We start from the raw sequence: 25888 nt of genomic DNA, 5'->3' as shown, positions 1-25888 counted from the left end.
GTCGAAAGTGATGTTTTTTTGTTAGGTTATTCGTCAATCCGTGATGCTTCTTGAAACTGATAAGTGGCAGGATCAGCTTTCACTAGAAGCGGCAATTCTTCTTGGGTAAGGACGGTCAACTGATGCATCGCCCGTGTCGCCATTGTATAAAAAATCAATTGGTCTTGTTCAGTCGCGAAAGTGGCACCTGGTGTCCAGACAAATACTTGGTCAAACTCTAGCCCTTTTGCTAAAAAGGCCGGGAAGATCATGACATTGCGTTTCATGAAGTCTTCTTCAGAGGTGATCAGCTGCACTTGTTCCTGCATTGTTTCTGTCAGCTGGGCATATAACTGCTGGCAATCCTTTGCGGTTTTACAAATGATCGCGGTGCGCCAACGCTGATTCTCCGCTGCCTTTCGAATACTGGTTTCTAGGAAAGCCAGATTTTCAGATTCAGTTCCTTTAACAATTGTTGGTACCGCACCTTTACGAGCCGTCAATTCCACTTGATCACTGCCAACTAAAAATTGATTGGCGAAATCTGTGATTTCCTTAGTCGAACGATAGCTGGTTTTCAATTGATAACGTTTCACGCTTTCGTGGGGGAATAATTCTGCTAATGCTCCGACGATCGTTTCATTGCCATAAACTTTTTGGTTCAAATCGCCGCACAGGGTGATACCAGCCTTTGGATAAAGCTGACGCAGCAGAGCCACTTGTGCTGGTGGAAAATCCTGCATTTCATCGATAAAGATAAACCGAGCTTTTTCTTCGACGTGAACAGGATAAAGCTGTTTGATCAGTAAGAAAAACAAAACGGCGTCTTCTTGTTTGATTTGTCTTTGGCGCATTCCTTGGCGAATGTTGGCAATACTTTGCTGCCAAGCCGCAGCCTCGATGCCAGTTTCTTTGACTGCAGCAGACTCAACCGATTGTAAAAAGTGTAAGTATTGCTTGGCTTGGTTGATAAACTGAAAGTTTTTCACTCCCCGCGTCAAGGAACGGAACTTCTTACGGACGATCTGCTGTCTGAGTTTCTTCCGCAAACGGCGTTCGTTTTCTTCGCTGTATTCTTGATGAGGATCGTTGGTAAATACTTGTTGCAATTGCTCTTCGGTCGCTTCTTTGACCCAGTCTTTTTTGGCTTCATCTTTTTCCAAGCCGCCGATTTTTTTTAATAATTTTGTTTGAAGCAGTTGGGTTCTTTGGTAAATCGGCAATTCATGATTGGTTTCTTGGTACCAGCGGCGAATCTGTTCTTTTGTCAAATAGGTTTGCCCTTGGATTTTTAGATCACGGAACAAGGGGCCGATCGGTGCAATCGAACGGACATAACGGTTGATTTTTTCCACCAAGAAAAGACTACTTTTGATTTTTTCAATGGCATCATCGTCGCCGCTTAAAAAGTTCTCTTCTTGTTGGGTTTCTTTTGTTACTTCATAGCCAGTCAGAATCAATTGGATAAAGTGGTGGAAGGTTCTTGTGGGCACTTCACTTTCCCCTAATGAAGGCAGGACCATGGATATATAGTCAGAAAACAAATGATTGGGTGAAAACAGCAAGACTTGTTTTTCGTCCAGCCATTTGCGATTACGGTAAAGTAAAAAGGCGACCCGTTGCAATAAAGCAGAGGTTTTCCCACTTCCAGCAATCCCTTCGATCAGTAAAAATTTATTGGTGGTATCACGAATAATTTGGTTCTGTGCTTTTTGGATCGTTGAAACGATGTTACGCATTTGAGAAGAAGAGGCCTCATCCAAGATTTCCAATAAAAATTCGTCATTGATGATCTCCGAAGTATCGACCATCGATAAGATCTCACCATTTTGAATTTTAAACTGGCGTTTTAAGAGCAGCTCTACCGTAAAACGGTCGGTGTCTGTTTCGTAGAATGTTTCACCAAGTTCTCCTTCATAGTAAAGATTAGCGATCGGTGCGCGCCAGTCAATGACGATCGTTTCTTCCTCTTTGTCTCGTAAAGAAGCGATCCCTAAATAGAGGGTCTCGGTTTCTTGCTCTTCTTTGAAATCGATTCGAGCAAAGTAGGGATTGCCTGCCATCGTTGTTAGGGTTTTGACGCGTTTTTCTTGTGATTCTGCGGTTTGATACTTGATCAGCAGTTCTTGTTCATGCTGCTGGTACTCGATCACTGATTCATAAAAGGCTTCACTGTCGCCTCCGCGAATTTTCTTATCGGCGATTTCTTTTAATTGATCATCCATTTTAGCGGCTAATTCTTGTTTTTGCTGCGAAAGGATCGCTTGTTCTCTGTGGATCAGAGCAATGGTTTCATTGACATGTTGTTGTTCTTTTTGACGTTCGTTCACGAAGGATCCTCCTTAAAAAAATTGCGACATAAAATTATAGCATATTTTCCCTGTGAATGTCGTGGAAAAAAAGAAACTATGCTAATATTTATAAAAAGAGCTTAGGTGTTCAAAAACGAAACGAAATAGAGGTGGAAAAGGTGAGAGAAGAAGCAGAATTGCGCCAATTGATCCTGTCTGTTGGGAAACGTGTTGGGGCACGTGCCATCGGTTTATCTGGTTCACGGACCGATCCACAGGCGCCAAAAGATATTTTGCAGGATTTTGACGTGGTCTTCGTGATGGAGGATATTCAGCCTTTGGTCGATGATTCTTCATGGTTAGAAGCCTTTGGATCAATCATGATCAGGCAAACACCGGAAGCTAGCACGATTTATCCGCCGAGTTTGGGCGGGTGTTTTACGTACTTGATGCATTTTTTAGACGGAGTAAGAATCGATCTCATGCTATGTCCACTTGCACTGGTCGATCGTCTTGCTAAAGAACCAGGCTTGCAGCCGCTGCTTGATCCAGACCAATTACTAAGTTTTGCTAATCAAGCAAATCATTCGCATTACTGGATCAAGCGCCCGACCCAAGCCGCTTTTCAAGAACACTGCAACGAATTTTGGTGGGTAAGCACGTATGTCGTGAAAGGGCTGCTTCGAAAGCAACTAATTTATGCTACGGATCATTTATACACCATTTGTTGGCAAGAATTGTTATGGATAGAAGATTTGTTTGTTGCCCATGCTCAGCAATTTCAGGTGAGTACTGGGAAAAATCATAAATACCTGCAGTCGTTTCTAACGGAAAAGGAGTGGCGGGAATTGACCTCATTGCTTGATTTTTCCACGATCACTGCTTGCGGTCAGTCCCTTTTGAAGATGCAAAAACGATTTGATAAGCAAGCAAAGAAAATCAGCGAGAAATTAGGGTTGGCCTATGATTGGCAAGAAGCTGAGAATGTCCAAACATATACGAAGTATTGGAGTGAAAAAAATTGGCAGATGAGACCAGAGAACCAAAAATAAAAGACAGTCAGATTCAAGCGTTTTGGCAGCGGTTTTTAAAAGCAAATCCAAGAAATCAATCTTCTCTGACCTATGAAGATGCTTGGTCCTTTGGTGATACTTCAGAAATGGCGGATGAACTGGCAGCACTTGTTTTAGCTGGCAAAAAGACAGCGACGACCTCCGCCGCTGCGCTCTATGAAATCGAGCAAGAAGCATTGCCACAATCAGAAACGTATAGTGTCCTTTTAGATGGTTCGGATGTACCAAGAGCTGTTCTTTATCTAGAGTCAGTGTCGATCGTGCCATTTGATGAAGTGACAGCAGCGTTTGCCTTTTTAGAAGGGGAAGGAGATCGCACTTTGGCTTATTGGCGCCGTGTTCATGAAGCTTTTTTTCGACGAGCTTATGCCTCAGCGGGGTTGTCTTTTCACGATCAAATGCTATGCGTTTGTGAAAAGTTTTCTGTCGTGTATCAGGAGGAATAAAGACACGTTTTTCTTTGGAAATCATGGGAATAGCTTTTGTCTTTTTGAAAAAGGTGTATAATCAAAAGCAAACAAAGGAGGAAATCGTATGCCATTTATTCATGTCGAACTAGTTGAAGGGCGTTCGCAAGAACAACTGACGAATATGATGAAAGAAATCACTGAGGCGGTCCATAAAAATACGGGTGCCCCTAAGGAGCATATCCATGTCATCATCAATGAAATGAAGCAAGGAACCTATGCTGTGAATGGCGATTGGAAATAATTCTCTTGCTTTTTCTTGTAGGTAGTGGTTTAATTGAGCCATAATCGATCAATAAAAAAGACACCTGAGTTTGAGAGTCTTCGATAAGAGAGGGAAATCTTGGCTGAAAATTTCCTGGAAGAAAACCAAAGGATGACCACTTTTTTAGACCTCTGTCGAAACGGAGGCGGTTGAACCGTTATCTCATGAAGAGGAAAACAGACTTTTTCTGTTTTCGAACAATAGGTGGAACCACGAGTGATCGTCCTAGTATCGTAACCGATACTAGGACTTTTTTATTGATTGAAATCATTCAAAGGAGGACATTCATATGTCATTATTTATTACATTTCCTGATGGCGCAAAAAAAGAATTTGCTGTTGGGGTAACAACTAAAGAGATTGCTGAAAGTATCTCGAAAAGTCTTGCAAAAAAAGCCTTAGCTGGAAAAGTCAATGGACAACTGATCGATCTTTCACGTCCGATCGAAGAAGATGCAACGATTGAGATCGTGACACCCGATCATGAAGACGCCTTAGGTTTACTTCGTCATTCGACAGCTCATTTAATGGCTCAAGCCATGCGCAGACTCTATCCATCGATCCATTTTGGAGTAGGACCTGCAATTGATTCTGGTTTTTACTATGACACAGACAATGGGGAAAACCCAGTAACTGCGGAAGATCTACCAGCAATCGAAGCAGAAATGATGAAAATCATTAAAGAAAATCTGCCAATTGAACGACGTGTATTAACAAAAGAGGAAGCTTTGGCTCTTTTTGCTGAAGATCCATACAAAGTTGAGTTGATCACAGAATTACCAGATGACGAAACGATTACTGCCTATCAGCAAGGAGAATTTGTTGACTTATGCCGCGGCCCTCATGTCCCATCGACAGGTCGTATCCAAGTGTACAAATTGTTATCAGTAGCCGGAGCCTATTGGCGTGGAAGTTCTGATAATCAAATGATGCAAAGGGTATATGGAGCAGCCTTTTTCGATAAGAAAGACTTGAAGGAATTTATTCGTTTACGAGAAGAAGCAAAAGAACGCGATCATCGTAAATTAGGGAAAGAATTAGAATTGTTTATGTTGTCCCCTGAAGTCGGCGCGGGTTTGCCTTTCTGGTTGCCAAAAGGAGCAACGATCCGTCGTACGATCGAGCGTTATATCGTGGATAAAGAAGTTAGCCTTGGGTACCAACACGTATACACACCAATCATGGCAAACGTGGATTTATACAAAACATCAGGGCACTGGGATCATTACCACGAGGACATGTTCCCACCAATGGATATGGGGGATGGCGAAATGCTGGTTCTACGACCAATGAATTGCCCACATCACATGATGGTTTACAAAAATGACATCCATTCGTATCGTGAACTACCAATTCGGATCGCTGAATTAGGAATGATGCACCGCTATGAAAAATCAGGGGCACTATCAGGGTTGCAACGGGTTCGGGAAATGACCTTAAATGATGGTCATACATTTGTTCGTCCTGATCAAATCAAAGAAGAATTCAAACGGACACTGGATCTTATGGTGGGCGTTTACGAAGACTTTAATATTACTGACTATCGTTTCCGTTTAAGTTATCGCGATCCACAAAACAAAGACAAATATTTTGATGACGATGCGATGTGGGAAAATGCGCAAACAATGCTAAAAGCGGCCATGGATGAATTAGAATTGGATTATTTTGAAGCTGACGGTGAAGCAGCTTTCTACGGACCTAAACTAGATGTCCAAGTGAAAACAGCTTTAGGTATGGAAGAAACCTTGTCAACGATCCAATTGGATTTCTTATTGCCTGAACGGTTTGATCTAACATATGTTGGTGAAGATGGCGAAAACAATCACCGTCCAGTGGTGATCCACCGCGGAATCGTTTCAACGATGGAACGTTTTGTGGCTTACCTGACAGAAGTCTATAAAGGGGCATTCCCGACTTGGTTGGCACCAATCCAAGCATCGATCATTCCGGTCTCAGTCGAAGCCCACAGCGACTATGCTTACGAAATCAAAGAACGCCTGCAAGCGCAAGGACTGCGAGTGGAAGTGGATGACCGCAACGAAAAAATGGGGTATAAGATCCGTGCATCACAAACCCAAAAAATTCCTTACCAAATTGTTGTTGGGGATCAAGAAGTCAATGATGCGACAGTGAATATCCGTCGCTACGGCAGCAAGGAGACCCAAGTCGAAGAATTGAATTTGTTTGTTGATGCAATGGCTGCTGAAGTGAAAAATTATAGTCGAGCATAGCTTTTGGTTCAAAGAAAACGAATGATTTTATAGTATAGGCACCTGCTTTCAGCAGGTGCTATTTACCTTTTTTAATCTATATAAAATAAAATAATTAGATTTTTTTTGTTTTTGTGAATAAAATCGTGCATAATTAGTAAGTGATAAAAAGGAATAAACTAGAAGGAGTTTGTGATGAATTATAATTACGGAGTTAGAAAGAAATCGGTTGTATCGGTCATTTTATTAACATTTATTACTTGTGGCATTTATACATTCTTTTGGATGTACCAAACAACCAAAGAGCTGGCAGAATACAGCGGGGATAATCGTCTTTCGCCAGAAACGTCGATTTTACTCACAATCCTTACTTGTGGATTGTATCAAATTTATTGGTGGTACCGAATTGCGGATATCTTTATGAGTGCACAACAACGAGCGAATATGCCTCGTCTGAGTGACAACAAAATTCTTTTTGTCGTCTTGAGCCTGTTTGCTTTTGATTTCATCAACATGGCGATTTTACAAGGTGATATGAACCAAATGTGGGAAGCGGCTGATCAAAATGCCATGACCTCATCTAACAATACAAACGATTCGTCTGATTCAGATGATTGGGTAGATTATTGATTTGTCCGTTTAAATGGTTAACGGGGTTTCCTTGTCCAGGTTGTGGCATGACGCGCGCCTATTTGCACTTATTTCAGGGTGATCTTGAAGGTGCGCTGCATTTTCATCCCTTGTTTTGGTTAGTGCCGATCGTATTCGGAATTGTTTTATTCAAAAAAAATCCGAAAATCAGCAAACTTTACTACAGTCACAACCTGTGGGTGACATTGACACTTTTGGTACTAGTGGTTTATGGTGGTCGGCTCTGGCTTCATTTCCCACATGACGCGCCAATGGACTTTGATCCAGAGAGCATTTTCCCACAACTACTACGTCGGATTGGTCAAGTGATTCACTAACAGCCATTCACCCAAGCATTAAAAATCTTTAAGAAAATACTTTGTTTTTTTCTGAAAGCGAAGGGAACATGCGACAGTAGTTGAATCTTTATGAAAATTGTGTTATATTTACAATGTAATGATACTTAGAGTGAGTGAGCGGTTTTTTCGCTCACTCTTTTTAATGGAATGAAGTTCGTTTCGTTGAGAAATAAAGGAGGCGATGTTGTGAGTACGGTAGTGGAAACTGTTACAGATATAGTGACCCCTATTCTGGATGCGCAAAAATTTGAATTAGTTGAAGTAGAATTCGTGAAGGAAGGGAAAAATTGGTTTCTTCGTGTGTTCATTGATAAAGAAGGCGGAATCGATATCGAGGAATGTGCCTTTGTCAGTGAACAACTTAGTGAACAATTAGACCAATGCGAACCTGATCCTATTCCACAGGCCTATTTCTTGGAAGTTTCTTCCCCTGGCGCCGAGCGTCCATTGAAGAAAGAAGCAGATTATCAACGGGCAGTCGGCGAGTACATTCATGTTTCTTTATATCAACCGATTGATGGAGAAAAACAGTTCGAAGGCTTTTTACAGTCATTCGACGAAAATCAGCTAGTTATGAAGACCCGAATCAAAACCAGAGAAAAAGAACGAACGATCGACCGGAAAAATATTGCCAAAGCTCGTTTAGCCATTCAATTTTAAACACGGAGGAATGAAAGAATCATGAGTAAAGAAATGTTGAATGCATTGGATGCATTAGAAGCAGAGAAAGGCATTTCAAAAGAGATTGTCATCGATGCCTTGGAAGCGGCATTGGTTTCAGCGTACAAACGTCATTACGGGCAAGCACAAAATGTGGAAGTAGAATTTGATCAGAAAAAAGGCAATATCCACGTCTATGCAGTCAAAGAAGTGACAGAAGAAGTCATGGACTCGCAACTAGAGGTTTCATTAAAAGAAGCGATGACAATCAACCCCGCTTATGAAATCGGCGACAAAATCCGCTTTGAAGTAACGCCTAAAGACTTTGGTCGTATTGCGGCGCAAACGGCAAAACAAGTCATTTTGCAACGGGTCCGTGAAGCGGAAAGAAACATTATCTATAACGAATTTAGTGCGTACGAAAAAGACATTTTGCAAGGAATCGTTGAACGCCAAGACAATCGTTATATCTATGTAAACTTAGGCAAAATTGAAGCCGTGCTTTCAAAACAAGACCAAATGCCAAATGAGTTTTATCAACCCCATGATCGGATCAAAGTATTCGTTTCTCGTGTTGAAAATACTTCAAAAGGGCCTCAAGTATTCGTTAGCCGCAGCCATCCAGATTTGCTGCGCCGATTATTTGAACAAGAAGTGCCAGAAGTATATGATGGTACTGTAGAGATCGTAAGTATTGCTCGTGAAGCAGGGGATCGTGCCAAAGTTGCTGTTCGTTCCTTTGATGCCAACGTCGATCCAGTCGGCACTTGTGTTGGCCCTAAAGGTCAACGGGTTCAAGCGATCGTTAATGAACTAAAAGGCGAAAACATGGATATCGTGGAATGGAATGAAGATCCAGCGATCTTCATCGCCAATGCGTTGAATCCAGCAGAAGTCAGCGACGTTATTTTTGATGTTGATAATCCGAAGGCTTGTACTGTTGTCGTGCCTGATTACCAACTATCATTAGCGATCGGTAAACGCGGACAAAATGCTCGCCTAGCAGCCAAATTGACTGGCTTCAAAATCGATATCAAATCAGAAACAGACATGGAAGAATTTTATGCGAAGCTGGATGAAGGCGACTATATCGATGAGTATGATGCCAACGCTTCAGAAGCTGCTGAAGAAATCAGCACAGAAGCAACAGAATCTGCAGAAACAGTTGATGAAGCGATCCTTCCATCAGACATGACTGCGGATGATTATGAAAATGTTGAGTTTGACGAAAAATAGTTGAGGTGAGATCGTGATGAAAAAACGAAAAATTCCTTTACGAAAATCAGTGATTTCAGGCGAAATGCTACCTAAGAAAGAAATGCTTCGTATCACTCGTTCAAAAGAAGGCGTTGTTTCCATCGATCCGACAGGAAAAATGCCAGGTCGGGGAGCTTATATAGCGATCGAACCGGCTGAAGCCCAGAAAGCATGGGATAAGCGTATCTTGGATCGAGTGCTGGAAACGAAATTGACAGATGAATTTTACCAAGAACTATTGGACTATGTAACGCACCAAAAAGCGCGAAAAGAGTTATTTGCAAATGAATAAAACCAAAGCATTAAATATGTTAGGACTAGCCATGCGTGCTGGGAAATTAGTAACTGGTGAAGAAATGACTTTAAAAGAGATTCGCAATGAGAAAACTGCTTTAGTCATTATCGCCAGTGATGCTGGTAAAAATACACAAAAGAAAATTAAGGACAAAAGTTCTTATTACGAAATTCCGCTCCTAGATGCATTTTCTGCTGATGAAATCAGTGCGGCCATTGGGAAACCAAGAATGGTCATTGGCATCTTAGATCAAGGATTTGCAAGGAAGGTGCAGGAATTAATATTAGGTTAGGAAGGTGATTGCATGGGAAAAAAAAGAATTTATGAACTTGCAAAAGAATGGAATAAGTCGAGCAAAGAGGTTGTTGAAAAAGCACAATCTTTAGGCTTTGATGTCAAAAATCATATGGGCGCGATCTCAGATGGAGAGGCGCAAAAATTGCAGCAGTCATTAGGCGGCAATCCAAATGGTAAAACATCTGCAAACTCAAATCCCGCAAATCAGAAACCAGCCAACCAGCCGGAAAAACAAGAACAAAAGAAATTTAAAACGCAAAGAAATAATCCTAACTTCCAAAACCGTCATAACAATCAAAGTCAACAGCGAACTACGCAAAGCAATAACCGTCCTGCTGGTCAAGGACAAGTAGATCGCACGAACAGTCAAGGAAGTAACAGACCAAATAACCAAGGAAGTCATAATCGAGTGAATAACCAAGAGAATCGTAACAATCAAGGGCAACAAAACCGCCCAACAAACCAAGGACAACAAAACCGTCCGAATAATCAAGGGCAACAAAATCGCCCAACAAACCAAGGACAGCAAAACCGTCCGAATAATCAAGGGCAACAAAATCGTCCGAACAATCAAGGACAGCAAAACCGTCCAAACAACCAAGGACAACAAAATCGTCCGAACAATCAAGGACAGCAAAACCGTCCGAATAATCAAGGGCAACAGAATCGCCCAACAAACCAAGGACAACAAAACCGTCCGAATAATCAAGGGCAACAAAATCGCCCAACAAACCAAGGACAGCAAAACCGTCCAAATAACCAAGGGCAACAAAACCGTCCGGCCGCTCAATCTGCAGGAAATACGCAAGGGGCAGACCGTAACAATAACCGTCCGCAAGGATCGAATGATTCTCGTGGAGGAAATCAAAACCGCGGCAAGTCAAACTACGGTGGACGCAACAATAATTTCAACAATAACAATCGCAACAAATTCAATAAAAAAGGCAAAAAAGGCCGTCAGCAGACGGAAAAGAAACCGCCAGTTCCAGCACGTAAATTCCGTGAGCTACCAGAAGTATTGGAATATTCAGAAGGCATGAACGTAGCGGATATCGCGAAAAAAATCTACCGTGAACCAGCAGAGATCATCAAGAAACTCTTTATGATGGGGGTTATGGTCAATCAAAACCAACCTTTAGATAAAGATACGATTGAACTGCTTGCTACCGATTACGGAATCGAACCACAAGAAAAAGTTCAAGTGGATATCGCAGACATCGATAAATTCTTCGAAGCAGAAGAACAAATTGAAGATAATTTAGTATCACGACCACCTGTTGTGACGATCATGGGTCACGTTGACCACGGGAAAACAACATTGCTTGATACTTTACGTCATTCACGCGTAACAAGTGGTGAAGCTGGGGGAATTACGCAGCATATTGGCGCTTACCAAATCGACATCAATGGCAAACCAATTACTTTCTTAGATACTCCTGGACACGCGGCCTTCACTAGTATGCGTGCACGGGGAGCAAGTATCACCGATATCACGATTCTTGTTGTCGCAGCTGATGATGGAGTGATGCCACAAACAGTGGAAGCGATCAACCATGCGAAAGCAGCAAAAGTGCCGATCATCGTTGCAGTAAACAAAATCGATAAACCAGGTGCTAACCCACAACATGTGATGCAAGAATTAAGTGAACATGAGTTGATCCCAGAAGCTTGGGGTGGCGATACGATCTTCGTTGAAATCTCAGCGAAATTTGGGCAAAACATTGAAGAATTGCTTGAAATGATCCTCTTAGTAGCAGAAGTCGAAGATTTGAAAGCTGATCCTACCCAACGGGCGATCGGTACAGTCATTGAAGCGCGCCTTGATAAAGGAAAAGGTCCTGTAGCAACACTATTGGTTCAACAAGGGACTCTTCATGTAGGTGATCCAATTGTTGTAGGGAATACTTTCGGTCGTGTTCGCGTAATGACGAATGATTTAGGTCGTCGTGATAAAGCAGCTGGACCTGCTACACCAGTCGAAATCACAGGATTGAATGATGTGCCTCAAGCAGGTGATCGTTTCGTTACTTTTGAAGACGAGAAAACAGCTCGAGCAGCGGGTGAAGAACGTGCAAAACGTGCTTTGATGGAGCAACGCGCATCAAGCAGTCGTGTGACATTGGATAACTTGTTTGAAAGTCTAAAAGAAGGCGAACTGAAAGAAGTAAATGTCATCATCAAAGCAGACGTACAAGGTTCAGCTGAAGCATTAGCTGCTTCATTGAAGAAAATCGATGTTGAAGGTGTGCGAGTGAACATCGTCCATTCAGCCGTTGGTGCAATCAATGAAAGTGATGTAACGCTAGCAGCAGCAAGTAATGCCATCATCATCGGATTCAACGTCCGTCCAACACCGCAAGCCAAACAGCAAGCGGAAGCGGAAAAAGTCGATATTCGTTTGCATCGCATCATCTACAAAGCGATCGAAGAAATCGAAACTGCGATGAAAGGGATGCTTGATCCTGAATTCGAAGAAAAAATCACTGGTCAAATGATCGTTCGTGAAACATACAAAGTATCTAAAGTGGGCACGATCGCAGGTTGCTACGTAACGGAAGGCAGTATTCGCCGTGACAGTGGCGTCCGCGTGATCCGTGACGGCATCGTTATCTATGAAGGCAAACTTGCCAGCTTGAAACGCTTCAAAGATGATGTCAAAGAAGTGAAGCTAGGGTTTGAATGTGGCGCGATGATCGAGAAATTCAACGATCTTAAAGTTGATGACGTGATCGAAGGCTATGTCATGGAAGAAGTACCGACAAAATAACGGAATGACAACTATACAAGGAGGCTTTTTGAATGGCTAACTATCGAGATCGCCGAGTGGCACAAGAAATCTTAAAAGAAGTCAATCAAATTCTTCGTAAAAAAGTTCGTGATCCTCGCGTGCAAGATGTGACGATCACAGATGTACGAGTAACTGGAGATTTACAGCAAGCAACGATCTTTTACAGCACCCTAACGGACTTAGCTTCAGATAAGCAAAAAGCCCAAGCAGGACTGGAAAAAGCAACTGGCTTGGTTCGTCGTGAATTAGGTCAAGCGTTAACGCTCTATAAAGTTCCAGAAATCCAATTCGAATTGGATGAATCAGTACAATACGGGAATAAAATTGATGAAATGATTCGCGCATTGCACTCAGAAGAATAAAAAAAAGAGCAGCTTCCAATCGAAGCTGTTCTTTTTTATTTGAAAAGAGCATCAGGTATTCATCAGTAAAGTTACCAGTCCAGCAACACCTGTCCCCAAGAGCCAGCCTCCGATCACATCTGTTAAAAAATGGATCCCTAAGTAGACTCTGCTAAAGCCGATCATAAAGCTTAACAAAACTGCCAGCAGACTCATCGGAAGGACTGCTGAGGGAACCAATTGTCCAAGATTCAAGGCGATCGTTCCGTACATGGCAGCGGATGTGGCAGCATGGGCACTAGGAAAGCTGTGATCTTTTTCTTCAACTAAACGATGATCGATCGGACGATCTCGTCGGACGATCCGTTTGATCAGGTAAGCAGCTGCTGATACTATGAAGATACTGACTGCTGTTTTTGGTGCAAGATCCGCCCGCGATGATGGAAAGACAAACAATAGTAAAGCGATCGCAACTGTCGGAAAGGCTTTTCCTAAATTGGTAAAAAAGTGCATCATGCGCGTCAAAGAAGGCGTACGGCTTTGGATGATCTGCAAAGCAAACGCTTCTTCCCAACGCTGCATCGTGCCGAGCTGAATCATGATCAAAAAGATGGCAAATCCAATAAATGACCCTATCGTTAAAACAACCATTTTAGGACCTCCTTATATGCTTAGTTTATCATGTAATGAGAAGGAGCGAAAAGGATTTTGTCGTGCAATGAATTTTTTTTATATGTTATAATAAGCAAGTTGAAGTGAAATGGAGGAATACGATGGACGGGATTTTACCATTATGGAAAGAGCGTGGACAAACAAGTCACGACTGCGTGTTTAAATTACGAAAAATATTAAAGACAAAAAAAATCGGACACAGCGGCACACTAGATCCTGACGTGGATGGTGTCTTGCCCATTTGTATCGGAAAAGGAACGAAGATCGTCGAATACTTGGTTGATTCTGGAAAAGTCTACACCGGGGAAATCACCTTGGGCTTCAGTACCACTACAGAAGATCGGTCGGGGGATATCGTTGAACAACAAGCACTAACTCGTCCGTTTACGAAGACAGAAATCGATCAGGCAATGAAACAGTTGACGGGGACGATTACCCAGATCCCGCCGATGTATTCGGCGGTCAAAGTCAATGGCAAACGACTTTACGAATATGCTCGCAACAATGAAACTGTCGAGCGACCACAGCGCAAAGCAGAAATTTATTCCTTCAAACGAATTTCAGAGCCGGTTTTTCATGAGGACAATACGCAAAGCTGGCGTTTTGAAGTTTCTTGTGGAAAAGGGACTTATGTTCGCACGTTAGCGGTCGACACAGGAAAATTGCTGGGTGTACCCGCGCATATGTCTGATTTGACTCGCTTAAAAAGCGGTGGTTTTTCTAAAGAACAATCTTACACGATTGCAGAGGTGCAAAAGGCAGTCGATGAACAACGTGTTTCGGAACTACTGCTACCGGTGGAATATGGGGTATCGGAGTTTGTTCAAGTGACGATCGATGCGGACCTCTGGCAGAAAGTAAAAAATGGCATGCGCTTGCCTTTCAGCGTGTTTGGATTACCAAAGCGCCCAGAGGAATTAGTGGCGATTTTTTATCGAGAACAATTGATCAGTATCTATAAAGCTCATGACAAATACCAAGATATGATGAAACCGGTAAAAGTCATCCGTACAGAAATAGGAGAATGAACATGGAAATCATTGAAATGAGACACCCTTATGATCACGAAACGATTCCTGATGAGGAGATCGTCTTAGTGTTAGGCTTTTTCGATGGCGTACATCTAGGTCATCAGAAAGTCATTGAAACAGGACGAAAGATCGCAGAAGAAAAAGGGTTAAAATTGGCATTAATGACCTTTAATCAACATCCCTCGATCGTTTTTCAAAAAGTCGATCCTGAAAAAATGCAATACCTGACCAGCTTGGCTCAAAAGGAAGCGCATATGGAAAAGCTTGGAGTAGATATTCTTTATATCATTGAGTTTACTTCTGCTTTTGCAAATCTGGCACCACAGGTGTTTGTGGATGAATACATGATCGGTCTGCATGCAAAAGTTGTTGTTGCTGGATTCGACTATACCTACGGCAAGAAAGAGATAGCCAACATGGCGCTGTTACCAACATATGCAGAAAATCGTTTTGAAGTTGTGACTGTCGCGCAAGAATCGTTTGATGAAGAAAAGGTTAGCTCCACACGCATTCGCTCTGCCCTACAAAATGGCGATATGGCACAAGTCAATCGCTTGTTAGGGTATATTTATGAATTTGAAGGAACCGTCGTTCACGGTGATGCTAGAGGACGAGAACTTGGGTTTCCAACCGCGAATATCAAAGTAAAGAGCACCGTTCGGTTGCCAAAAGAAGGCGTCTATGTGACGGAAATCAAAGTCGGTGACAAGTGGTATCCATCGATGGGATCGATTGGTCACAATGATACGTTTGGTCAGGGGCGCCAGTTAACAGTTGAAATCTATATTCTCGATTTTCACCAAGATATCTATGGTGAAACCGTGGCGATCCGCTGGCATCATTTCTTACGTGATCAAGTCGCTTTCAATGGCGCACAAGCGTTGATCGAACAATTAAAGCAAGATGAACGAGACACTGAAACTTATTTTGATGGGCTTTCTGAAGAAAACTAAGCATTCGTAGTGAAAAGAAGCGTTTCTGGCTTCTTTTCACTTTTTCTTTTTCTTTCTTTTTATAACGTAGTTTATTTGAATTCTAATGCTTTCCCCATGAGGAAAAAACGTTTTTTCGATATACTAAAAAATAGGCAAAAATGATAATTTATGCAGAACGCTGCAAAGGGAAAGGGAGAGAAAAAGTGACAATTGGAAAAAAAGCGAAAAAGGGGAAAGAAAAGAAAGATTTAACTAAAATGAAAACGCCTCATACGTATGTCATCATCTTTGGGGTCGTATTGTTGGCGTGGTTGCTGACTTTCTTAGTTCCCGCTGGAAAATTCAGTACACAAGAAATCGAGTATACCGATGCAAATGGGGAAATAAGTACCAGAACGGTCTTGATGCAAGATTCGTTTCGTTATGCCTACCCGTTAGATAACGAATACGTCTATCAACAGTTGAATCAATTGGAAGACGATCCACAAGAGTTGGAAGAATTAGATGTCGATCCTGAGGCTTTAGCAGCTGTTCTAGCTGAAGGGCCTAAAGAGTTGTCCCAGAGTCAATTAGATGAGGTGGGACTGACCGATGACACGCTTTACAGTCTTTACGGCGAAAAAATTTATGATACTTCTGAAAAACTGCACAAAACAGCCAAGGTTTGGGGAACTGATGACTTTAACGGTTTCGGCTTCTTAAATTTTGTTTTTGAAGGATTGGTTTCTGGTGATAAATACGGCTCAGCAGTTGGGATCGCAGCACTGATCCTAGTGGTCGGTGGTGCGTTTGGTATTATCATGCAAACCGGAGCGATTGATGCGGGGATCTTTGCATTTATCAGCAAAACTCGTGGATTAGAACGCTTGGCATTGCCGCTGTTGTTCTTTGCTTTTTCATTTGGGGGCGCTACCTTTGGGATGGCAGAAGAAGTCATTCCGTTTTCGATGGTCATGGTGCCTTTCGTGATCGCATTGGGGTATGATTCGATCGTGGCGGTCACCGTCACCTATGTCGCCTCCCAGATTGGAAATGCCACCTCGTGGATGAGTCCGTTTAGTGTGGCAGTAGCTCAAGGGATCGCAGGTATTCCCGTTCTTTCAGGCGCAACGTTCCGAATCATCATGTGGGTCGTGGTTACCGCACTATCCGCAGGGTACCTCATGATCTATGCCGAAAGAATTCGCAAGAATCCTGAGAAATCGCTAACGTATCAATCGGATGCGTATTTTAGAAATCATCTTGAAAAAACCTCCAGTGAGCAAAAACCATTTTTATTAGGTCATAAATTGATCTTGGTTGAAATGCTGGCGGTTTTGATCTGGATCGTATGGGGTGTGACGCAGAAAGGCTACTATATTCCCGAGATTGCTTCTCAATTCTTTGTTATGGGCTTAGGGGCAGGAATCATAGCGGTTCTTTTCAAATTAGAAAATATGGGCTTGAATGATGTGGCGAGTGCCTTTCAATCTGGTGCCTCAGAATTGGCAGGAACTGCAATCGTTGTGGGGATGGCCAAAGGGATTCTTCTGGTTCTCGGCGGTTCTGATGCCAATGTGCCGTCAGCGTTGAATACGATTTTGCACAGCATCGGCGGTTTGTTAAGCAATGTTCCAGCATTTATTGGTGCCTGGTTCATGTACATTTTCCAAAGCTTCTTCAATTTGATCGTGACTTCAAATTCAGGTCAAGCTGCATTAACCATGCCGATCATGGCGCCATTAGCCGATCTTTTAGGTGTCTCTAGACAGATCGCTGTCTTGGCTTATCAATTAGGCTCGGGCTTTATGGATGCCTTCACTCCAGTATCGGCAAGTCTGATCGGTGTCTTAGGTGTCGCAAGAATCGAATGGGTGAAATGGGCGAAATTCCAGATCAAAATGCAAGGTTTCTTATTTGTATTAGGAACCATTTTTATCTTTATTGCGGTCGCAATCGGCTTGCAATAAGAAGTAATCAGCCACAAGGAGGAAGCACTTATGAAGGTGATACGACAAGCAGAGGTTTACGCTCCTGACTATTTAGGAAAAAAAGATATTTTATTAAATGAAGACAAGATCATTGCTATTCAAGATTCGATTGAAGGAGGATTCTCAGGTGTTCCTCTTGAAGAAATCGATGGCACAGGGTTACTCGCTGTGCCCGGCTTTATTGACTGCCACTTTCATATCTTAGGAGGTGGCGGGGAAGGCGGCTTTCAAAACCGGACACCAGAAGTGAAATTGAGTCAATTGACCTCTGCAGGAGTAACGACAGTGGTTGGCTGTTTAGGTACTGACGGAGTAGGCAGAGATATGACTGCCTTGATCAGTAAGGCGCGTGGACTAGAGGCGGAAGGCATCACGACTTATCTTTATGACGGTTCGTATCGATTGCCTTTGGCGCCCGTCACGGATTCCATCATCCAAGATTTTTTGACTATCGATAAAATTATTGGTATCGGTGAAATTGCCGTTTCTGACCATCGTTCTTCACAACCAAGTTTCGAAGAATTTACCCGCGCGGTTGCGGATGCTCGTGTTGGTGGGATGCTTTCTGGAAAAGCAGGTATCGTAAACGTCCACTTAGGTGGAGGAAAGAAAAAATATGAGCTGCTTTTACGAACCATCGAAGAGACAGAGATTCCAATCAGCCAATTTTTACCGACACATGCCAATCGGACCAGCGAGCTTTTCGAAGCAAGTATTGCTTTTGCAAAAATGGGTGGAACGATCGATTTTACGGCGAGTGAAGATCCTGATTTCTGGGAAAAAGAAGACGATGAGGTTCGCTTCAGTAAAGGATTGAAACGTTTGTTAGCAGAAGGGATCGGGCTGGATCAATTTACCATGACCTCTGATGGGCAAGGCAGCCTCCCGTACTTTGATGAAAACAATCAATTCATAGGTCTGGGTGTCGGCAGTTCGCGAGCGCTGATGGTAGGCATTAAAGAAGCAGTCCAAAAAGAGCAGATTCCATTGGAGATCGCCATTCGAGCAATCACTTCCAATCCAGCGAAAGTATTGAAGCTTGATCAAAAGGGACGTCTTGCAGCAGGGATGGATGCTGATATTTGCTTGCTGAACAAAGACTCATTAGCAGTAGAAACGGTTCTAGCAAAAGGCAGAACAATGGTAGAAGAACAAGAAGTAAAAGTGTGGGGTACCTTTGAACAACTAACATAAGAAGAATTCAGTTTTAACAGACTAAGAAACGGTTGTTTTTCTAAACAGAGTTGTAGAAGAAAATAAGCAGCCCGATCCATGACCAGCATTTACTGGACTTGATCGGACTGCTTTTTTCAATTAAACGCAAGTATTCTTAAGCTTGCAACTCATCCAATTTCTTCATGTCTTCTTCAGAAATTTCAAAGTCAACTTTGGCATTGTCAGCAATGTATTCTTCATGAACGGATTTTGGCAATGGCAGAATGTCTTTTTGTAGCAAGTAACGAATTGAAAGTTGTGGAATAGATTTTCCATAGGCTTCAGCAATCGTCTTCACTGCATCGTTATCGAGTAAACGACCAGTAGCGATTGGTGAATAGCCTTCCACTAAAATTTCGTGCGCTTTGCAAAATGTCAATAGTTCTTCATTTGTGAGGCCAATATGGTAAATAAACTGGTTGACCATCGGTTTCACATCGCAATGATCAAAAATATTTTGCAAATCTTTTTGATCGAAGTTGGAAACACCAATCGATTTTACTTTTCCACTTAAGTAGGCTTCTTCTAATGCTTTCCAAACATCGATGTTTTCAAGATAAAAATCTTTGTTTTCTGGATTGTTTCCCATGATTTTCCAAGGACGAGGGGCATGGATCAAAATCAAATCGATATACCCTAAGTCAAGTTTTTTTAGAGAAGCATCAATGCTATCAACCGCTTCTTGGTAGGTCTTTAACTCAGCAGGTACTTTCGTGGTAACAAAAATTTCATCGCGGGCAACGCCTGAATCGCGCACAGCTTTCCCAACCGCTTCTTCGTTTTTGTAAGCTGCCGCTGTATCGACATGTCGATAACCATTTTGAATGGCAAATTTTGTTGCGTTGTAAGCATCTTCTGGAGAAGATTGCCAGGTTCCAAGGCCAATCTTAGGAATTGCCAGTTTGTTCTGCAAGGTAAATGTTTCTTGTAATATCACGTATCTCAACCTACTTTCATCGCTTTTTTTTGTTACATCTTCCATTATAAAACGTTTTCTTGTTTGAAACAAATCAGACGCTGAAACTTTTGAGGGAAATTGACTTTCAAAAGGATCTTTGATACATTATCAGCAACCTAAACACAGAAAGATGTGGAAAAAATGGATTTTGTTAAAGAAGATTTTGCCTATTATCGGCGCTCTTTTGAATTGATGTATCGCAGTTATTTCCGTAGAAGAATGATTGCCCTTGGTGTGGCGATTTTGATTATCTTAGGTTATTTACTTTTGTTACAAGAAAGTTTGCTTTTAAATATCATTTTGCTAGTTATATTGCTAGGCATAATGGCGTGGTTGGTTTCACTTTATCAGCGAGCGAGTGAGGTCGTACTTGCTTTCGAAGAAGAAAATCAGGTGCCGCAAATTCATCAACTGACAGAATTTGAGGATCATTATGCGTTCCAAATGAATGATGGAACAACGATGCGCGTGAAGAAAAACGGCAATCGCAACTTTCCTTCCAATAATAAGCAGTACACGTTGATGGCAGGCTATAAAAAAGTTTTCTTTGTGCAACAACCCTTGATGATTTTTTATTATGACCTCTTGGAGATGAAGTATGATGAAGCGTATCGTTTGAAACGAAACCGCCAAAACGGGTTCAATCGTTGGTCGCGTTATTTCAGTTTTCGCTCCTTTAAGGGATCGATTGGCAATGTCTTTCAATTCTTGCTGGGAAATATTTTCTTCTTATTTATTGCGTATCGGTTGATCCGCTATCTGATCGATATTTTGCTGCACATTTTATAACTGTTACCAAGGTGAAGATTCTCATCGTTTTCATAGACTGGTGAAAAAGATGATAGGACTTAATTTTTTTAAAAAGGTATACTTAAGTCAGATAAGACAAGCAATTGTCTTTCGTGAATAAGAGTCCTGCTCTTGTTAAGTAAGCCGTCAACAACAGCTTATCTATTGTGGCGCTAACAGTTTGGGGGAAGTGTTAGTTCTTGTAACAAACAGATTTTTTTCTGGGCGGGATAAGAACAAAAGCGGTATTTTACCGTACTTAATAAGAGTAGTGCTCTTTATTTTTTCTATGAATATTTAAAGACATCACTTCTTGGAAGTGGTGTTTTTTCTTGCTTAAAAATAGTCCAAGTGATAGGAGAATTCTAAGAACTATGCTACAATGAGTGCCGGTGCTCTCAGCGGTGGGAGCAAAAAAGAAGGTAGAGGAGAATTACTTAGGAATGCCTGAAGGTCAAACAATAAACGATCCATCTACAAAAAGCGCGCAAAATATTTCTGCGTATATACATATACCTTTCTGTGAACATATCTGCTACTACTGTGACTTCAACAAAGTGTTTTTAGAAGGGCAGCCAGTGGATGAGTACATCGAAGCGTTACTAAAAGAAATTGAGCTGACCCTCTTGCGTCAGCCTCTCAATGAGGCGAAAACGATTTATATCGGCGGCGGGACGCCAACGTCGCTTTCGGCGAACCAACTGGATCGATTGCTGTCAGGTGTGCATGAATTGCTGCCAACACACACAACCAAAGAGTTTACTGTGGAAGCAAATCCTGGTGATTTGAGTGAAGAAAAAATGCTGGTTTTGAAAAATCATCAAGTCAATCGCTTGTCGATGGGGGTCCAGACCTTTGATAATCGCTTGCTTAAAAAAATTGGCCGCAAGCATACCGCTGAAGATGTTTATTCAACTATTCAGCTGCTGGAAAAACATGATTTTCAGAATGTGACGATCGATTTGATTTATGCACTTCCGGGACAAAGCATAGAAAGCTTCCGTGATACACTGACGCGAGCGATTGATCTCGGGTTGCCTCACTATGCAATGTATTCTTTGATTTTAGAAAACAAAACCATGTTTATGAACTGGGTTCGCCAAGGGAGAATGGCACTGCCTTCTCAAGAAGCTGAAACGCAGATGTTTGATGAGGCGATCGCCGCGATGACAAAAGCTGGATTGAACCAATATGAAATCAGTAATTTTGCACGACCAGGGTATGAGTCCTTACATAATCTAGTGTATTGGAACAATGAACATTATTTTGGCTTTGGGGCAGGCGCCAGCGGGTATCTTGGACAGACTCGCTACAAGAACAAAGGTCCAATCCAGCATTATTTGAAACCATTACAGGAAAATCAGTTGCCAATCCACGAAATCGAAGAATTGACAACCAGCAATCAAATGGAAGAGGAACTGTTTTTAGGCCTTCGTAAAAAGGTCGGCATTTCAAAAATACAGTTTGCAGAAAAATTCGGGAAGTCTTTTCAGGAAATCTATGGTTCAACGAGCGAACAGTTGATTCAAAAAGGCTGGTTGGCTAGTCAAGGTGACCGTGTCTTTTTAACGAAAGCTGGGATGTTTATTGGCAACGAAGTGTTTGAAGCATTTCTCTTGGATGCAGAAAAATAAGAAAGAACGAGTAAGAGAAGTAGCCATTTCGTGCTGCTTCTTTTTTTGATTTCTTTTTTAGCACTCTCTTAGAAAGAGTGCTAAAAAAGTGATGCAAATACTTGACATTCCTAGCAAATATGGTATATTTATAATCGTGTTAGCACTTAATAGGAATGAGTGCTAACGGAGGAGTGGATAAAATGTTGACACCTAGACAACAAATGATTTTACACCTCATCATCCAAAATTATACGAATACTGGTCAGCCCACGGGCTCGAAGCGATTGATGGAAGATGGGGTTGAAGCTAGCTCTGCCACCATTCGTAATGAGATGAAGGCGCTGGAAGAAGCTGGACTTCTGTTAAAGACACATTCATCTTCAGGGCGTGTGCCGTCAATAAAAGGGTATCGCTATTACGTTGATCACTTATTGAAGCCATCGGAAGTTGACCAAAACGAAATTCAAACCATTCGTCATTCTTTTGGAAAAGATTTTCATGAAATCAATGAAATCATCCAGCAGTCTGCCACGATCTTGTCCAACTTGACTAGCTATACAGCGTTGTCTCTCGGGCCAGATATGAAGGAAAGGAAATTGACCGGTTTTCGAATCGTCCCATTGAATGCACGACAGATCATCGCGATCATCGTGACGGATAAAGGGAATGTCGAAAATCAAGTCTTTACTCTTCCTGAATCGATGAGCAGCGAAGATTTGGAAAAAATGGTAAGGATCATCAACGACAAATTGATCGGTGAGCCTCTAATGACGGTCTACCATCGTTTAAGAACAGAGATTCCTATGATTCTGCATAAGTATTTTCAAACGACTGACGGAATCGTTGATCTCTTTGATACGATGCTGAGCCACATTTTTGAAGAAAAAATCTTCGTCGGCGGGCGAATGAATCTTCTGGATTTTGAACCGACGCAAGATGTTAGTCAGTTCAAATCGATGTATTCATTTATGAAAAATGCAGATCAGCTGACACAGCTGCTGGCGCCAAGAGATTCTGCGATTCAAATCAGAATCGGCTCTGAGCTTGGCAATGACTTGTTACAAAATATGAGTCTGATCCAAGCTAGCTATGAAATCGAAGGTCATGGACAAGGAACGATCGCTTTATTAGGTCCATCAAGTATGCCGTATTCACGGATGTTTGGTTTGATGGAAGTTTTTCGAGGCGAGTTAGCAAAAAAATTGGCCGATTATTATCGCGCATTAGACGCTGCCAATGAATAAGCGGCAATGAAACAAATCGTAGAAGGGATGGTTGAAACGTGACGGAAAAAGAAGAGCGTTTAGATGAAGAATTAGATAAAACTGCTGAAGAAACCGCAGAAACAACTGAATCTTCAAATGAATCAACTGAAACTGAAGCACAGACTCCTCAACCAGAGGAAGAAACAGTGGAAAAAAGCGAATTGGAACTTTTGCAAGAAAAGAATAATGAATTGGAAGATCAATTCCTGCGTGCTCGTGCAGAGATCGCAAATATCACTTCACGTAACCGCAACGAGCGGGAACTTTTACAAAAATACCGCTCGCAAGATCTTGGCAAAAAACTGTTGCCAGCAATCGACAATTTGGAACGAGCGATGGCAGCAGATGTCGATCAAGACCAAGCGGCGAATTTGAAAAAAGGCGTTGAAATGGTTCTTGAAAGTCTGCGTCAAGCCTTAAAAGAAGAGGGAATCGAAGAGATTCCTGCTGAAGGTGCAATGTTCGATCCGAACTTGCATCAAGCGGTGCAGACTGTACCTGCCTCTGATGAAACACCGGCAGACACAATCGTTACTGTCTTGCAAAAAGGGTATAAATTGCATGATCGTGTCTTGCGTGCAAGCATGGTCATCGTTGCACAATAGTTCTTTCTATCTATAAGTAGATGTTTAAATTAAAAAAGGGAGTGTATTACTTATGAGTAAAATTATCGGTATCGACTTAGGAACAACAAACTCAGCTGTTGCTGTCCTTGAAGGCGGCGAAGCAAAAATCATTACGAATCCAGAAGGAAACCGTACCACACCTTCTGTTGTCTCATTCAAAAATGGTGAGATCCAAGTAGGGGAAGTTGCAAAACGCCAAGCAGTGACAAATCCTAATACGATTTCTTCTATTAAACGCCATATGGGTGAAGCTGGATACAAAGTAGAAGTTGAAGGAAAATCGTATACACCACAAGAAGTTTCCGCAATGGTTCTTCAATACATCAAAGGATTTGCTGAAGACTATTTAGGGGAAAAAGTTGAAAAAGCAGTCATCACTGTTCCTGCATACTTCAACGATGCACAACGTCAAGCAACCAAAGATGCTGGTAAAATTGCCGGTCTTGAAGTAGAACGGATCGTCAATGAACCAACTGCCGCAGCTTTAGCTTATGGGTTAGATAAAACAGATAAAGATGAAAAAATCTTGGTCTTTGACTTAGGTGGCGGTACTTTCGACGTATCGATCCTTGAATTAGGTGATGGCGTCTTTGACGTATTATCAACTGCTGGGGACAACAACCTAGGTGGGGATGACTTTGATAACAAAATCATCGATCACATGGTAGCAGAATTCAAAAAAGAAAACGGCATTGATCTTGGAAAAGACAAAATGGCTTTGCAACGTTTGAAAGATGCTGCTGAAAAAGCGAAAAAAGACTTGTCAGGTGTAACAAGTACACAAATCAGCTTACCGTTTATCACAGCTGGCGATGCTGGTCCATTGCACTTGGAAATGACCTTGACTCGTGCGAAATTTGATGAATTAACAGCAGACTTAGTAGAACGTACAAAAATTCCAGTACGTCAAGCTTTGAAAGATGCTGGTCTATCACAATCAGAAATCGACGAAGTGATCTTAGTTGGTGGTTCAACTCGTATTCCGGCAGTAGTTGATGCTGTACGTAAAGAAACCAATAAAGAACCAAACAAATCAGTAAACCCAGATGAAGTGGTAGCGATGGGGGCTGCGATCCAAGGTGGCGTGATCACTGGGGATGTGAAAGATGTTGTCTTACTAGACGTTACACCATTATCATTAGGTATCGAAACGATGGGTGCTGTCTTCACAAAACTGATCGATCGTAACACAACGATCCCTACAAGTAAATCACAAGTCTTCTCAACTGCAGCAGACAATCAACCAGCCGTTGATATCCATGTCTTGCAAGGGGAACGTCCAATGGCTGCTGATAACAAAACATTAGGAAGATTCCAATTGACGGATATTCCACCAGCACCTCGTGGCATCCCTCAAATCGAAGTAACATTTGATATCGATAAAAATGGGATCGTTAATGTTTCTGCAAAAGATTTAGGTACACAAAAAGAACAAAAAATCACGATCAAATCATCTTCAGGTTTATCAGATGAAGAAATCGAACGCATGGTAAAAGATGCTGAAGCAAATGCTGAAGCCGACAAACAGCGCAAAGAAGAAGTTGATCTACGCAATGACGTCGATGCATTGTTGTTCACTGTTGATAAAACATTGAAAGAGCTTGAAGGCAAAGTGGATGCAGACGAAGTCAAAAAAGCGGAAGAAGCTCGTGATGAGTTGAAAGCTGCGGTTGAAGCAAACAACTTAGAAGAAATGAAAACGAAACGTGATGCTTTGAATGAAATCGTACAAAACTTAACCGTTAAATTATACGAACAAGCAGCACAACAACAAGCACAAGAAAATCCAGAAGCTGCACAAGGCGGCGCAGACGATGTGGTTGACGCCGACTTTGAAGAAGTAGACGGTGACGATAAATAATCGCTGTTTGTGAAAAAGCCAAAGTCACCGCTTTGGCTT

The 25888-nt window shown here is 42.0% G+C and carries 24 protein-coding genes; 21 read left to right on the top strand and 3 right to left on the bottom strand.

Annotation, left to right across the window (positions count from 1 at the left end; translation table 11 throughout):
* Positions 1–26: 26 nt before the first annotated feature.
* The gene (helD, locus tag CXM95_RS09895) at positions 27–2309 is read right to left on the bottom strand and encodes an RNA polymerase recycling motor HelD (protein WP_086299382.1); all 2283 of its coding nucleotides are present in this window, start codon (positions 2307–2309) and stop codon (positions 27–29) included.
* Positions 2310–2449: 140 nt separating this feature from the next.
* Here helD and CXM95_RS09890 point away from each other — a divergent pair, with 140 nt between their 5' ends.
* The 12 genes from CXM95_RS09890 to rbfA all read left to right on the top strand — a co-directional run bounded on the left by CXM95_RS09890 (position 2450) and on the right by rbfA (position 12932).
* Positions 2450–3322, top strand: coding sequence for an aminoglycoside 6-adenylyltransferase (locus tag CXM95_RS09890; RefSeq protein ID WP_034872541.1), 873 nt, complete (start codon positions 2450–2452; stop codon positions 3320–3322).
* Positions 3292–3789 carry an ASCH domain-containing protein gene (locus CXM95_RS09885; protein WP_005235615.1) on the top strand — a complete coding sequence of 166 codons (498 nt, stop codon included), beginning with the start codon at positions 3292–3294 and terminating at the stop codon, positions 3787–3789. The genes CXM95_RS09890 and CXM95_RS09885 overlap by 31 nt, the downstream gene beginning before the upstream one ends.
* 88 nt (positions 3790–3877) lie before the next feature.
* Positions 3878–4054 carry a 2-hydroxymuconate tautomerase gene (locus tag CXM95_RS09880; protein WP_005225916.1) on the top strand — a complete coding sequence of 59 codons (177 nt, stop codon included), beginning with the start codon at positions 3878–3880 and terminating at the stop codon, positions 4052–4054.
* A gap of 310 nt (positions 4055–4364) precedes the next feature.
* Positions 4365–6305, top strand: coding sequence for a threonine--tRNA ligase (thrS, locus tag CXM95_RS09875; RefSeq protein WP_101699077.1), 1941 nt, complete (start codon positions 4365–4367; stop codon positions 6303–6305).
* A 174-nt stretch (positions 6306–6479) separates the two neighbouring features.
* The gene (locus CXM95_RS09870) at positions 6480–6914 is read left to right on the top strand and encodes a DUF4234 domain-containing protein (RefSeq protein ID WP_008378150.1); all 435 of its coding nucleotides are present in this window, start codon (positions 6480–6482) and stop codon (positions 6912–6914) included.
* Positions 6899–7252: a DUF2752 domain-containing protein gene (locus tag CXM95_RS09865; protein WP_034695542.1), complete on the top strand. Its 354-nt coding sequence runs from the start codon at positions 6899–6901 to the stop codon at positions 7250–7252. The genes CXM95_RS09870 and CXM95_RS09865 overlap by 16 nt, the downstream gene beginning before the upstream one ends.
* A gap of 207 nt (positions 7253–7459) precedes the next feature.
* Positions 7460–7933 (top strand): ribosome maturation factor RimP, encoded by a 474-nt coding sequence (gene rimP / locus CXM95_RS09860; protein ID WP_008378146.1) that lies wholly within the window; start codon positions 7460–7462, stop codon positions 7931–7933.
* Between the two features lie 21 nt (positions 7934–7954).
* The gene (gene nusA / locus CXM95_RS09855) at positions 7955–9169 is read left to right on the top strand and encodes a transcription termination factor NusA (RefSeq protein ID WP_008378144.1); all 1215 of its coding nucleotides are present in this window, start codon (positions 7955–7957) and stop codon (positions 9167–9169) included.
* A gap of 16 nt (positions 9170–9185) precedes the next feature.
* Positions 9186–9482 (top strand): RNase P modulator RnpM, encoded by a 297-nt coding sequence (gene rnpM / locus CXM95_RS09850; RefSeq protein ID WP_005225922.1) that lies wholly within the window; start codon positions 9186–9188, stop codon positions 9480–9482.
* Entirely contained in the window at positions 9475–9777 is a 303-nt protein-coding gene (locus CXM95_RS09845; protein WP_016612174.1) for a YlxQ-related RNA-binding protein, read from the top strand. The genes rnpM and CXM95_RS09845 overlap by 8 nt, the downstream gene beginning before the upstream one ends.
* A 12-nt stretch (positions 9778–9789) precedes the next feature.
* Complete coding sequence (gene infB / locus CXM95_RS09840; protein ID WP_061054241.1) at positions 9790–12549, top strand: translation initiation factor IF-2; 2760 nt, start codon at positions 9790–9792, stop codon at positions 12547–12549.
* A gap of 32 nt (positions 12550–12581) precedes the next feature.
* On the top strand, positions 12582–12932 hold the full coding sequence (gene rbfA / locus CXM95_RS09835) for a 30S ribosome-binding factor RbfA (protein WP_005225925.1): 351 nt from the start codon (positions 12582–12584) through the stop codon (positions 12930–12932).
* A 51-nt stretch (positions 12933–12983) separates the two neighbouring features.
* Here rbfA and CXM95_RS09830 read toward each other — a convergent pair whose 3' ends face one another.
* Complete coding sequence (locus CXM95_RS09830) at positions 12984–13562, bottom strand: phosphatase PAP2 family protein (protein ID WP_086299383.1); 579 nt, start codon at positions 13560–13562, stop codon at positions 12984–12986.
* Positions 13563–13684: 122 nt separating this feature from the next.
* Between CXM95_RS09830 and truB the strand changes: the two genes are divergently transcribed.
* From truB to iadA, 4 genes are all read left to right on the top strand, one after another.
* Positions 13685–14611 carry a tRNA pseudouridine(55) synthase TruB gene (gene truB, locus CXM95_RS09825; protein ID WP_101699076.1) on the top strand — a complete coding sequence of 309 codons (927 nt, stop codon included), beginning with the start codon at positions 13685–13687 and terminating at the stop codon, positions 14609–14611.
* A 2-nt stretch (positions 14612–14613) separates the two neighbouring features.
* Positions 14614–15567, top strand: coding sequence for a riboflavin biosynthesis protein RibF (gene ribF / locus CXM95_RS09820; protein ID WP_008378129.1), 954 nt, complete (start codon positions 14614–14616; stop codon positions 15565–15567).
* A 239-nt stretch (positions 15568–15806) separates the two neighbouring features.
* Positions 15807–17498: a putative basic amino acid antiporter YfcC gene (yfcC, locus tag CXM95_RS09815; RefSeq protein ID WP_176273503.1), complete on the top strand. Its 1692-nt coding sequence runs from the start codon at positions 15807–15809 to the stop codon at positions 17496–17498.
* Positions 17499–17528: 30 nt separating this feature from the next.
* The gene (gene iadA, locus CXM95_RS09810) at positions 17529–18713 is read left to right on the top strand and encodes a beta-aspartyl-peptidase (RefSeq protein WP_016620344.1); all 1185 of its coding nucleotides are present in this window, start codon (positions 17529–17531) and stop codon (positions 18711–18713) included.
* A 136-nt stretch (positions 18714–18849) separates the two neighbouring features.
* On the opposite strand, the gene CXM95_RS09805 is transcribed toward iadA, so the two are convergent.
* Positions 18850–19716: an aldo/keto reductase gene (locus CXM95_RS09805; protein WP_086299384.1), complete on the bottom strand. Its 867-nt coding sequence runs from the start codon at positions 19714–19716 to the stop codon at positions 18850–18852.
* Positions 19717–19833: 117 nt separating this feature from the next.
* Here CXM95_RS09805 and CXM95_RS09800 point away from each other — a divergent pair, with 117 nt between their 5' ends.
* From CXM95_RS09800 to dnaK, 5 genes are all read left to right on the top strand, one after another.
* Positions 19834–20481, top strand: a complete 648-nt coding sequence (locus tag CXM95_RS09800) for a hypothetical protein (protein WP_005235640.1) — start codon at positions 19834–19836, stop codon at positions 20479–20481.
* A 443-nt stretch (positions 20482–20924) separates the two neighbouring features.
* Positions 20925–22115, top strand: coding sequence for a radical SAM family heme chaperone HemW (hemW, locus tag CXM95_RS09795; protein ID WP_051154609.1), 1191 nt, complete (start codon positions 20925–20927; stop codon positions 22113–22115).
* Between the two features lie 182 nt (positions 22116–22297).
* On the top strand, positions 22298–23341 hold the full coding sequence (gene hrcA, locus CXM95_RS09790; RefSeq protein WP_005225934.1) for a heat-inducible transcriptional repressor HrcA: 1044 nt from the start codon (positions 22298–22300) through the stop codon (positions 23339–23341).
* 38 nt (positions 23342–23379) lie between these two features.
* The gene (grpE, locus tag CXM95_RS09785) at positions 23380–23967 is read left to right on the top strand and encodes a nucleotide exchange factor GrpE (RefSeq protein WP_005235647.1); all 588 of its coding nucleotides are present in this window, start codon (positions 23380–23382) and stop codon (positions 23965–23967) included.
* Between the two features lie 52 nt (positions 23968–24019).
* Complete coding sequence (dnaK, locus tag CXM95_RS09780; RefSeq protein WP_005235649.1) at positions 24020–25849, top strand: molecular chaperone DnaK; 1830 nt, start codon at positions 24020–24022, stop codon at positions 25847–25849.
* Positions 25850–25888: the final 39 nt, after the last annotated feature.

Origin of the sequence: Enterococcus sp. CR-Ec1 (assembly GCF_002850555.1) — a bacterium.
Taxonomy (GTDB): Bacteria; Bacillota; Bacilli; order Lactobacillales; family Enterococcaceae; genus Enterococcus_D; species Enterococcus_D entomosocium.
The sequence above is the reverse complement of the archived record's forward strand: the minus strand, read 5'-3'. Positions and strand labels throughout refer to the sequence as shown.